We start from the raw sequence: 11,167 nt of genomic DNA on the forward strand, positions 1-11,167 counted from the left end.
GGCGGGGCGGGGCGCGGTCAGATCAGGCCTAGCTTGCTCGCGGCGTAGACCGCCTCCGCGCGGCGCGAGACCTCGAGCTTGCGCATGACGTTGCCGACGTGGAACTTCACGGTCGTCTCGGAGATGAAGAGCTTGCCGCCGATGGTGCGGTTCGACATGCCCTGGGCGAGCATCCGGAGCACCTCGAGCTCGCGCTCGGTGAGCCGGCGGGCCTCGGCCTCGCCGGCGGCGTTGAGGCTGCGGACCATCGCGGCGGCGCTGCGGGCGTCGAACGCGCTGCCGCCCTGCCGGACGGCGCGGATCGCCCGGACGAGCTCGCTCGTGTCGACGTCCTTGACGACGTACCCCTTGGCGCCGCTCGTGATCGCGTCGAGGACGAGCCGGTCGTCGAGGAGCGTGGTCAGCACGAGGACGGCGACCGACGGGTGCTCCCTCGTGATCCGGGCGCACAGGTCGAGGCCCTCGGTGTCCTGGTTCGGGGACAGCTTGAGGTCGAGCAGCAGCACGTGCGGCGTCGCGTGGCCGAGGACGGCGAGCACCTCGGCCGGGGACGACGCCTCGGCGACGACGCGCAGGTCGTCCTCCCGCTCGAGGACGGCGCGCAGCCCCTGGCGGACGATCGCGTGGTCGTCGACGAGCATGAGGTCGGTGCTCGTCGGCGCGCTCAGGGCGGTCTGGGTCATGACGCTGCTCTCCGGACGACGGGCACCTGGACGAGGGTCCGGACGCCGCCGAGGCGGGACCGGCGGACGGCGAAGCTGCCGCCGAGCTCCTCGGCGCGGCTGGCCATGTTCACCAGGCCCCGGTGCCGGCCGTCGACGTCCCCGGCCTCCTCGACGCGCAGCAGGGTGCGCAGCGTCGCCGGGTCACCGGTGCCGTCGTCGTCCACGGTGAGCCGGATCTGATTGCCGCCGTAGGAGAGCCGCACGACGCAGCGGTTCGCGCCGCTGTGCGCGGAGACGTTGAAGAGCGCCTCGCCGGCGAGCCGGGCCAGCGACTGCTCCGCGGCCGCCGGCAGCGCCACGGGGGAGCCCTCGAGCCGCAGGTCGACGGCGAGGCCGGGCCGAGCGTGCAGCGCGCAGGCCTGCTCGAGCAGCCGCGGCAGGACGGGTGCGTCGCCGTCGCCGGTCTGGTTGAGCGAGTAGATCGCCGCCCGGAGCTGGCCGACCGCGTGCTGGGTGAGGTCCCGGGCCTCGGCGAGCCGGCGGGCGACGTCCGTCCCCTCCAGCTCGCCGCGGGCGACCTCGACGGCCATCCCCGCCGAGAGCACGTACTGGGTCACGCTGTCGTGGAGCTCGCGGGCGATCCGGTGCCGCTCGGCGTCCAGCGCCTCGCGCTCGCGGGCGGCGATGAGCAGGGCCTGCGCGCTCTGCAGCTCCTGGCTGCGGACGGCGAGGTCGCGGGCGTGCTGGTTCGCCTCCTGGGTGAGCTGGTCGGCCCGGGTGCGCAGCGCGACGCTGGAGTTGTAGAGCGAGGCGGTGTGGAGCGCGACGGCCGCCTGGTTGACGAGGATCCGGAGCACCGACAGGTCGAGCGGCTCGGTGAGCTCGCGGGACGCCGCCCGGCCGGCGACCCCGCCGACGGGCACGCCGTCGATCGACATCGGGACGACGACGAGCCCGGACTCCTCGGCCTCCGCGCGGTCCGGCGGGTCGCCGCGCAGCCGGGCCAGCCACGGCCGGGCCTCCTCGGGCAGCGCCTCGACGGTGTCGACGACCCGCCCCGTCTCGTCGAGGCCGAGGAACCGGGGCCTGGACTCGGGCAGGCAGCCGTCGGCGACGGCGAGCACGACCCAGCGCGCCTGGAGGTGCTCGGCGGCGGCCTGGACGACGGCCGTGAGGAGCGCGCGCGGGCCCTCGACGGTGCGGACGAGGGCGACCGAGATGTGGTCGAGCGAGCGGACGGCGGCCTCGAGCCGCTCGGAGCTGCGGCGGAACTCGCGGTAGTAGGAGTTCTTGCCCGAGCGGACGCCGGTGAGCGAGGCGAGGTCCGCGCTGCTCACCGCCGGCTCCTCACAGGGCGGCCCGGAAGAGCGCCTCGACGGCGGTCGCGTCGGTGTCGCGCGGGTTCGTCGTGAGGCAGGCGTCCTCGAGGGTCGTGCTCGCCAGCCGCGGCAGGTCGGCCTCGCTGACGCCCAGCTCGCGCAGGCCCTTGGGGACGCCGATCCGGTCGCCGAGCGCGCGGACCCAGTCGGCGAGCATGAGCGCGGCCTCGGACGCGGGCACGCCCGACACCGGCAGCCCGACGGCGTCCGCGAGGACGGCGAACCGGCTCGGGTCGGTCGCGGCGTTGTAGCGGATCACATGGGGGAGAAGGACTCCGTTGCACACCCCGTGCGGCGCGTCGAGCAGGCCGCCGACCTGGTGGCTCATCGCGTGCGTCGCGCCGAGGATCGCGTTCGTGAAGGCCAGCCCGGCCTCCAGGCTCGCCTGCGCCATCCCGGTGCGGGCGGGTTCGTCGTCCGGCTGCACGATCGTGCGCTCCAGGTCGCGGCCGATGAGCCGGACCGCGGACAGGGCGTGGATGTCGGTGAGCGGGTGGTGCGCGCGGGAGACGAACGCCTCGATCCCGTGGGTCAGGGCGTCGAGCCCGGTCGCCGCGTTGAGGTCGTCGGGCATCGTCGTGAGCAGCCGGGGGTCGGTGAGCGAGATGTCGGGCACGAGCGCCCGCCCGATGATCGTCACCTTCATCGCGCGGGCGGTGTCGGTGACGATGCAGAACTGGCTCACGTCGGCGCCGGTCCCCGACGTCGAGGGGATCATCATGAGCGGCGGGATCGGCCGGTCCGCGCGGTCGACGCCCGCGTAGTCGAGGATCCGGCCGCCGTTGCCGGACAGGATCGCCACGCCCTTCGCGGCGTCGATGCACGAGCCGCCGCCGATCGCGATGATGACGTCGGCGCCGCACTCGAGGTACCGCTCGTAGCCCGCGGCGATCTCGTGGTCCTTGGGGTTCGGGGTGACGTCGGTCCACACGATCGCCGGCAGCCCGACGGCGCCGAGGTGCCCGACGAGCTCGGCGACCCAGCCGGCCTCGACGATGCCGGGGTCGGTGACGACGAACGGCCGGCGGGCGCCCAGGCGCAGCGCGCAGTGCCCGGCCTCGGCGAGGCTGCCGTGCCCGAAGACGATCTCGGGGGCGTGGAACTTCACGACGGACGCCGGCCGCGGGGTCGGTGCGGGGGCGTCGGGGGCCGTCCGCGTCGTCCGGTCGCGGTGGACGTGCGCCGCCGGCGAAGGCGTGGGGGTCTCCGGCAGGTCTGGGAGGCTCAGCGTCACGATCGCGGCCTCCTTCGTCGGAGTGAACCAGCGCCCGCGGGACTCGCGGCGGCCCTTCGACGGTACCCCGCTGCGCAGGGTGAGCGCAGCAGCCGAAGCGGGCTTTCCGGACATGGGGCGTCCCGCCGGCACTGCGCTCATCGCGGTCCTCCTGGGGCGTCGTCGTCCCGTGCGGCGTCGTCGGAGGTCGGCGGGAGGTGCTCCCCCGTCCTGCCCCGTGTGGTGACGGTAACCGACCGGGCGGGCCCGGTCCCCGGCCCCGGCGGCCAGTCCCGACCTGCCCGATCGGGTAGGTGTCTGGATCTTCGTGACGGTGTAGTGGCGGGTCGTCAGGCGCCGAAGACGAGGAAGGACGCCGCGGTCGCGCGGGCGAGCGCGTCGTCCGCGTGCTTCTCGCGGGCCTGCCGGGCGGCCTCGACGAGGCCGAGCCCGCCGGCGAGCCCGGCGTGGACGGCGACCATGAACCCGACCGTCGCGGCGTCGTTCACCGGCGAGATCGGCGCGAGCACGCCCGTGGTGCCGAGCGAGACGAGGCACGTGACGAGCCCGAGCAGCTCGTCGGCACCGGCCGGGGCCATGACCCCGGAGTCGCAGCTCGCGAGGACGATCCGGTGCGGCGGCCGCTCGAGCCGCTCGAGGTCGAAGACGGTGAGCGGGCCGTCGGCCAGACGCAGCGAGGAGAACTGCGGATTGTCCGAGCGGAACGTGCCGTGCGCCGCGATGTGCGCGAGCGCAGCCCGGTCGATCGTGGCGAGGGCGCGTTCGGCGGTGGCGTCCTGGCCGGTGAGCACGACGGGTTGCCTGTGCGCGGCCGCGAGCGCCCCGAGCTCGCCGCCGCCGGTCGCGAGACCCGGCCCGGAGACGAGGGCGACGTGCCCGTCGCGCGGCGGCCGGGCGGCGTCCGCCCGTCGCCAGGCCCGGCTGGACGGCGACAGCGAGACGCCGCGGTCGGCGAGCACGGGGAGCAGCGTCCACGGGGCGGCGTAGTGCCGGGCGGTCGCGACGAGGACGACGGTCTGCGCGCCGCTGCGCTCGATCTCGGCCGCGGCCGGGCCGAGCAGCCGGGTCTGGAGCTGCTGCCCGGCGGCGGCGAGGAGCTGGTCGGTGTGCCGGGCGGCGCCGCGGGCCGTGCGGCGCAGCAGCGTCTGGCCGTGCTGGACGGCGGTCGCCGCGGCGTCGGCCGGACCGACCTCGTGGAGCCTCGTGCGCCGGCTCGTCGCGGTGACGGCGTGCAGGGTGCCGTCGAGCTCGAACAGCTCGACGAGGGCGGTGCCCTCCGGCGGCCGCCAGCGGTCGGCGAACCGGGTGCGCGCGGCCGGGCCGCCGTCGACGGGCGCCGGGCCGGCCTCGCGGCGCAGCGCCCGGGACCGGACCGACGCCTCGAGCTGGTCGCGCCGCCGCCGCAGCCGGGCCAGCGCCGCCTCGTCGCCCTGCTGCTCGGCGAGCTGCCGGCTCACGTCCCGGACGGCGGCCAGCTCGGCGACGAGGGCGGGGTCGGCGCGGTCCTGCGCGGACGACGGCAGCCACTGGGTGCTGCGCAGCCGCTCGTTCCAGCGGACCGCCTGGTGGGCGTCGTTCGTCGCCACCGCGTGCCGCAGCGCGATCTCGACGAGCTCCCGGCCGTGGGTCGTCGCGGTGGCCCGGGCCTCGGTGGCGCCGAGGGTCAGGCGGTACTCGTCGAGGACATCGAGGCCCCGGGAGCAGGCGGCGAGCATCGCGCGGGGGTTGTCCATCGTGCGGCAGAGCAGGGCCTGGGCGAGCCAGCCGGTGACGCGGTCGATGGCGGAGCCGCGGCGGCGGGAGGTGGCGGCGGCGACGAGCTGCACCACGGCATCGTCGGGACGGCGGGCGGCGAGCGCGATGCGGGCGGCGAGAAGTCGCGCGCGCGGCGCATCCTCCGCGCCCAGGGCATCGAGCCTCTCTGCGAGCTCAGCTGATGCGCGGACGGCTGCCGCCCCCTGGGGCAGGCCTTCCTGCAGTGAGGCCTCGAGCTGAACGGTCTTGGCGACGTCCGCGAAGACGTCGCGTCCCTGGCGGGAGAACAGCCGCTGGGCGTGCCGGGCGTGAGCCCTGGCCAGATCCGGGGCGCGTGCGGCGACGGACGCCCGGGCGGCGAACAGGGCGAGGTCGGCGATGACGGCGCCTTGCCCACGGCGGCGCTCGACCTGCCCGAGTGCGGATGCCGCCCTGCGTTGGGCGTCAGCGGCGAGGCCGGCCGCGAGCAACGTCCAGCACTCCCATACCGCGGCCTCGTGGATGAAGACGCCGAACTCCTCGAACCTGCGGCTGCTGCGGTCGAAGAGATCCAGGGCTCGCGGGATCTGTCCTGCTGCACTGGCTGCAGCGCCGCGGTTGTGCTGGGCGATGGCCTGCTCGACCTGCTGCCCCTCGATGCCGAACCACTCCTCGGCCCAGACGAAGTCGGCTTCGGCCTGCTGGACGTCCCCGAGGGCGACACATGCCCGGCCACGGTTGTTCCGCGCCCGAGCCTCCCAGAGCCGGTCCTGGGCCTGCTGAAGGAGAGGTACTGCTTTGTTCAAGGCGTTCAAGGCCTCACCGTGGCGGCCCACCAGTGCCAGCACGTAACCGAAGCGCGTGAGGACGCGGCCGGCGTCCGATTCCGCGACGAGCGAGCAGGCTTCCGTGAAGCAGGCGATCCCTTCCGTCACCTCGCCGGCGAGGGCGAGGGTGATGCCCAGGGTCGACAGCACATCTGCGACCGGGGCCGGTTCCCCGGCCGCTCGTCGGATCCGGAGCGCCCGCCGGAGATGACGCTTCGCGCCCTTCGTGTCTCCCAGGTCCCGCAGGACGATGCCCAGCGCCTGCCGTGCCGCGGCCTCGGCGGCCGGTGCCGGCCGGGTCGCGAGAACTGCTGTGGCCTGGCGCTCGGCGTCCAGCGGGCGCGACATCGCGAGCGCCAGGAGGGCATCCGCATCGACGACGTGCCGACGTCCTGTGCTGGTCGGCATGGGAAAGACGATAGACAGGTTGCCCAGATCACAACAGACTTACCCATCGCGGGCGTCAAGATCACACGGGGTTAAGGAGTCGGCCATGCCGATCGACAGGCGATCCGTCCAGCGAGAGCAGACGGAACTGCTCCTGCGGGCCTTCGAGGGCGAGGTCCAGACGGATCCGCCCAACTGGCCCGAGGTCCCCAAGAGCGAGGAACCTGGCCTGCCCCCGAGGGCCGTGTTCCGCCGCGGACGCCTGGTGGTCCGTGACCGGTACCTCAACCTCGTCATCAGATCCCTGGCGGCCCGGTTCGAGAGCGATCTTGCGGCTTTCGAGATCATCAGGCCCAACCTGTTCGCGGGCGTCAGTCAGATTACTCTTCCGGAGAAGATCGACACCCTCGAAGCGCTCGCCGAGGTCGAGGCCCAGGTGGGCACGGACGTCGCATCCGTCGACCACCTTCTCTCCATCACGCCTCCGGTCGGTTCGGGCTCCCGCTGCCCGGCGACCGAGCCGGACTACGTGCCCGAGCACTCGCGGCCGTGGCCCCCGCAGGCGAGCGGCAGCCCCGACGGCGCGGGCGTCCTTGTCGGCGTCATCGACACCGGCCTCTTCGCGAACGCCGGTGCTGACCACGACTGGCTGGTCGGTGTCACAGGCGAGACCGAGCCGGAGGACGACGGCGCGGGCGTCATCCCCGTGTACACCGGCCACGGCACCTTCATCGCCGGCGTCGTGCGCTGCATCGCGCCGCGGGCCGACGTCCACGTGCTGCGGACGTTCCAGCTCGCGGGTGGTGCCTTCGAGACCGAGATCGCGATGCGGATCGTCGAGCTGCTCCGGCACGGCGTCGACATCATCAGCCTGTCGGCCGGGACCTACGCGTACGGCAACAGCGGGATGCTCGCGCTGCGCCACGTCGTCGAGACGATCCTGCCGCGGCACAAGGGCGTCGTCCTCGTCGTGTCCGCCGGCAACGACTCGGTCCGCGACCCGTTCCTGCCCGCCGCGATGGCGAACACCGTCGCCGTCGGGGCGCTCTCGAACCGTGGCGACGACCGGGCGTGGTTCTCCAACCACGGCGGCTGGGTCGACGTCTACGCGCCGGGCGAGGACCTCGTCAACGCCTTCGCGCACGGCTGCTACCGGTACGAGGAGTCGCCGCGGAAGGGTGAGACGCAGGAGTTCTCCGGGATGGCCCGGTGGAGCGGCACGTCGTTCTCGGCGCCGCTCGTCGCCGGGCTCATCGCGGCCCGGATGTCCGCGACCGGCGAGAACGGCGTCACGGCCGCGCAGCGGCTCGTCGAGTTCGGGCAGACCCAGGCGATCCCGGGTGTCGGTGCCGTCCTGCGCCCCGGGGACGCGCTCGCCGGCGCCTGACCCGACAGCCGGCCCTACGGCGTCCGGCACCTGAGACAGCCGTACCGCAGGACGTACCAACGGCCCGCGAACGCGGCGTGTCGGGCGTTGGAGCGCTCTTGTGACGACCTGGGGTATGGCGGTCTCACGGGCTGGACGGCGGGCTGGGTCGAGGGACCGGACCGAGGGACGTCAGAGCAGGTCGGCGAGCCAGCGGGCGACCCTCGCCGCGCCGTCCGTCGCGACCGGGCGGGACGTGACCGGCGTCGCCAGGGCCTTGGCGACCTCGGCGGCGAGGGCGTCGGGGTCGGACGCCTGCGCGTAGTCGAGGCAGCGCCCGGCGCCGTACCGGTCGAGGCGGTGCCGGACGTGGATGTTCTGCTCGAAGTGGTTGCGCAGCGGCACGTACACGAAGGGCCGCCGGTTCGCGGTGAGTTCCATCGTCGTCGACAGCCCGCCCTGCACGACGGCGACGTCGCACGCCGCGAGGTGCTGGTGCAGGTCCGGCAGGAAGCCGTGCACCTCCAGGCCCGGCCGGGCGGGGATCGCGTCGGGGTCGATCCGCGGGCCGGTCACGAGGACGACCCGCAGACCGTCGACGGCCCGGCGCAGCGCGGGGACGGCGTCCGCGACCCGGCGCAGCAGCGGCAGCCCGACGGCCGAGCCGCCGACGCTGACGAGGCACACCCGCTCGTCGTCCCGGTACCCGAGCCGCTCCCGCAGCGCCGCCCGTTCGTCGTCCCCGACCGGTGCGAGACCGCTGACGTACCCGGCGAAGTCGAACTGCGCCCGCGTCCACTCCGCGATCTGCGGCAGCCCCGGCCCGAACGACGCCGGGACGACGTCCTCGGCGTCGCCGACGAACACCGACCGGTCGCGCAGCGCGGGGAAGCGCGCCCGGTGCTCGAGCATCTCGGCGTTGTGGTCGGCGGTCAGCGCGGCCTGCCGCTCGCCGCCGCGCGGCATCGGCAGCCAGCCGACGAAGTCCGTGAGCCACACGAACGGCGCCCGCTTGAGACCGGGGTTCTCGTGGAGGAAGTGGTCGACCTCCCAGGCCTCGTCGCCGACGACGAGGTCGTACCCGCTCGCCGCGACCTCGTCGAAGAGCATGAAGTTCGCGACGAGGATCTCGTCCATCCGCCGGATCGCCTCGAACGCGTCGAGGTCGTGGTCGGCGCACTCGTCCTCGACGTGCCGGCTCTCGTTCGACAGGTACGCCGACGCCGGGTGCACGCGCTCGCCGCGGTGCGCGAGGAAGCGGCTCACCGGGTCCTGCGCGAGCCAGTCGACCTGCAGGCCCGGGTGCAGGGCCCTCAGCTCCGCGGCGATCGCGGCGTCCCGGCGCACGTGCCCGAGCCCGATCGGGGACGACAGGAACAGGGCCCGCTTCGGCCGGTCGAGGGCCCGGGTCCAGGTGCGGCGGGCCGGGGCGGACGGCGGCCCGGACACCCGGTCCACGAACGCCTTGATCTCGTGGTTGACGAGCACGGGCTCACGCGCCGGCAGCCCGTGCCCGCCGCCCTCGACGAGGAGCAGTTCGCCGCCGGTCAGCTCCGCGAGCCGTTCCGCGATCGCCACGGGCTGCACGGCGTCGTCGGTCCCGTGGACGACGAGGACCGGGCAGCGCAGGTCCCGGCAGAGCGGCTCGAACGGCGCCGACGTCGCCCCGTCGCAGCCGAGCCGGCCAGCGGTCGTGTCGACGAGCACCCGTGCGCCGGCCTCGCGGCCCCAGACGACGCAGTCCTCGATCTGCTTGCTGGAGTGCGGCTCGGTGAACATCTGGTCGACGAAGAACTCGACGAAGCGGTCGAACCCGCGGGGCCCGGGGTCGAGCCAGACGTGCTTGTTGTAGAGGGACCAGCCCTCCGGCTGCGGCCCCGGCGGCGCCTCCCACGCCGCGCGCTCGACGTGCGGGCGGCCGACGTCGAGGCGGCAGGCCGGCCCGAGCGCGACGATGCCGTGCACCCGGTCCGGCCGGGCCGCCGCCACCATGACCGCCCACGAGGCCCCGCGGGACAGCCCGACGAGCACGGCCCCGCCGACTCCCGCCGCGTCGAGCACGGCCAGGGTGTCGGCGGCGTACTCGTCGTCGGAGTACGCCGCCGCACCTGCGGGGCGCCCCGAGGCCCCGCTGCCCCTGCCGTCGAACGTCGTCACCCGGAAGTACCGGGCGAGGTACGCCGTCTGGGCCCGCCAGACCCGCGAGGGGACGATCGACCACGTCGGCAGGAGGACGACGTGCGGCCCCGCCGTGCCGAACCGCTCCCAGGCGATCTCGACGCCGTCGCGGACGACGACACCGGTCGCGTCGGGCAGCAGCGCCCGGCTCCCCGGGCTGTACGCCGCTGCGCCGTCCTTCACCGCTGCTGCCACTGCTGCTGCCGGTGCCGCTGCCGTCGTCGTCATGGCCGTCCCCGCCCCTCACCGTCGCCGACCGGTCGGGTCAGCGACGCACCTCGAAGACGTTGTTGAACGGAGTCTGCGCCGCGATCCGGAACCGCGTGAACCCCGCCGTCGTCACGACGTCCCGGATCCGGGCCGGACCGGCCTGGGTGCCGAGCGCCATGCCGACGTCCTGGGCCAGCGAGGACGGCGTGCACAGCAGCGTCGAGAAGCCGTAGTAGGCCCGGCCGACCGGGTTGAGGTTGTCCTCGACGGCGTCGCCGGCGACCGGCTCGACGATCATCCACGTGCCGTCCTCGGCGAGGTTCGCGAGCACGTGCTGCGCGGCACCGATCGGGTCGCCCATGTCGTGCAGGGCGTCGAACGTCGTCACGAGGTCGAACGGGCCGCCGGAGAACTCCGTGGCCGCGGCCGTCTCGAACCGCACCCGGTCGTCGACACCGGCCTCCGCTGCCCGCTCGCGCGCCGTCGAGACCGACCCGTCGTGGTAGTCGGACCCCACGAACAGGGACGCCGGGAAGGCCTGGGCCATGAGGACCGTCGACGCGCCGTGCCCGCAGCCGACGTCGGCCACCCGGCCGCCCGTCGTGAGCTTCGGGACGACGCCTTCGAGCGCGGGCAGCCAGCCGTCGACGAGGTTGGCGTGGTACCCGGGGCGGAAGAACCGCTCGCAGCCGGTGTGCACGTCGTCGTTGTGCTCGTGCCAGCCGACGCCGTCCCCGGACCGGGCGGCCTCGATGATGCCCGGCGCGTCCCGGACCGTGCCGTGCGCGATCTGGAAGAAGCCCGGCAGGTAGACCGGGCTCGTCTCGTCGGTGAGCGCGACCGCGTGCTCCGGCGGCAGCGTGTAGGTGCGGGCCGCCGGGTCGTACGTGACCCAGCCGCCGGCCGCCTGGGCGTTGAGCCACTCGCGGGCGTAGTGCTCGCCGGTGTCGGAGAGCTCCGCGAGGCGGGACGGCGTCAGCGGGCCGTGCGCCGCGAGCAGACGGTAGTAGCCGAGCTTGTCGCCCATGACGACGAGCGCCGTGTTGAGCGCCGCGCCGACCTCGTCGACGGCCCGGAAGACGAACCCCATGAGTACGTCCATGTCGATCTCCGGTGCCCCCTGGGTGGTGGCGGGGGTCGGGTCGGTCGTGGTCATCGTGTGCTCCTCGGAAGGGGACGGGTAGTAG

The 11,167-nt window shown here is 74.4% G+C and carries 7 protein-coding genes; 1 reads left to right on the top strand and 6 read right to left on the bottom strand.

Annotated features, from left to right (window positions below; translation table 11 throughout):
• Positions 1-17: 17 nt before the first annotated feature.
• From ECOMGDLI_RS05825 to ECOMGDLI_RS05840, 4 genes are all read right to left on the bottom strand, one after another.
• Positions 18-683: a response regulator transcription factor gene (locus ECOMGDLI_RS05825; protein WP_088315019.1), complete on the bottom strand. Its 666-nt coding sequence runs from the start codon at positions 681-683 to the stop codon at positions 18-20.
• Positions 680-2,002, bottom strand: coding sequence for a sensor histidine kinase (locus tag ECOMGDLI_RS05830; RefSeq protein WP_088315021.1), 1,323 nt, complete (start codon positions 2,000-2,002; stop codon positions 680-682). The genes ECOMGDLI_RS05825 and ECOMGDLI_RS05830 overlap by 4 nt, the downstream gene beginning before the upstream one ends.
• Positions 2,003-2,012: 10 nt before the next feature.
• The gene (locus ECOMGDLI_RS05835; RefSeq protein WP_088315023.1) at positions 2,013-3,392 is read right to left on the bottom strand and encodes an iron-containing alcohol dehydrogenase; all 1,380 of its coding nucleotides are present in this window, start codon (positions 3,390-3,392) and stop codon (positions 2,013-2,015) included.
• Positions 3,393-3,607: 215 nt separating this feature from the next.
• The gene (locus ECOMGDLI_RS05840; protein ID WP_143447537.1) at positions 3,608-6,247 is read right to left on the bottom strand and encodes a CHAT domain-containing protein; all 2,640 of its coding nucleotides are present in this window, start codon (positions 6,245-6,247) and stop codon (positions 3,608-3,610) included.
• Positions 6,248-6,332: 85 nt separating this feature from the next.
• Here ECOMGDLI_RS05840 and ECOMGDLI_RS05845 point away from each other — a divergent pair, with 85 nt between their 5' ends.
• The gene (locus ECOMGDLI_RS05845) at positions 6,333-7,613 is read left to right on the top strand and encodes a S8/S53 family peptidase (RefSeq protein WP_158220907.1); all 1,281 of its coding nucleotides are present in this window, start codon (positions 6,333-6,335) and stop codon (positions 7,611-7,613) included.
• Positions 7,614-7,784: 171 nt separating this feature from the next.
• On the opposite strand, the gene ECOMGDLI_RS05850 is transcribed toward ECOMGDLI_RS05845, so the two are convergent.
• Together ECOMGDLI_RS05850 and ECOMGDLI_RS05855 are read right to left on the bottom strand one after the other, a co-directional pair.
• Positions 7,785-9,998 carry an alpha/beta hydrolase gene (locus ECOMGDLI_RS05850; RefSeq protein ID WP_088315029.1) on the bottom strand — a complete coding sequence of 738 codons (2,214 nt, stop codon included), beginning with the start codon at positions 9,996-9,998 and terminating at the stop codon, positions 7,785-7,787.
• A 37-nt stretch (positions 9,999-10,035) separates the two neighbouring features.
• Positions 10,036-11,136: a trans-aconitate 2-methyltransferase gene (locus ECOMGDLI_RS05855; protein ID WP_088315031.1), complete on the bottom strand. Its 1,101-nt coding sequence runs from the start codon at positions 11,134-11,136 to the stop codon at positions 10,036-10,038.
• Positions 11,137-11,167 lie beyond the last annotated feature (31 nt).

Source organism: Kineosporia sp. R_H_3, assembly GCF_002198675.1.
Lineage (GTDB): Bacteria > Actinomycetota > Actinomycetes > Actinomycetales > Kineosporiaceae > R-H-3.

Excerpts from the sequence above, each read along its gene's own strand:
- ECOMGDLI_RS05855 (WP_088315031.1), bottom strand. The coding sequence starts at position 11,136 with ATGACCACGACCGACCCGACCCCCGCCACCACCCAGGGGGCACCGGAG.
- ECOMGDLI_RS05825 (WP_088315019.1), bottom strand. The coding sequence starts at position 683 with ATGACCCAGACCGCCCTGAGCGCGCCGACGAGCACCGACCTCATGCTC.
- ECOMGDLI_RS05850 (WP_088315029.1), bottom strand. The coding sequence starts at position 9,998 with ATGACGACGACGGCAGCGGCACCGGCAGCAGCAGTGGCAGCAGCGGTG.
- ECOMGDLI_RS05845 (WP_158220907.1), top strand. The coding sequence starts at position 6,333 with ATGCCGATCGACAGGCGATCCGTCCAGCGAGAGCAGACGGAACTGCTC.
- ECOMGDLI_RS05835 (WP_088315023.1), bottom strand. The coding sequence starts at position 3,392 with ATGTCCGGAAAGCCCGCTTCGGCTGCTGCGCTCACCCTGCGCAGCGGG.
- ECOMGDLI_RS05840 (WP_143447537.1), bottom strand. The coding sequence starts at position 6,247 with ATGCCGACCAGCACAGGACGTCGGCACGTCGTCGATGCGGATGCCCTC.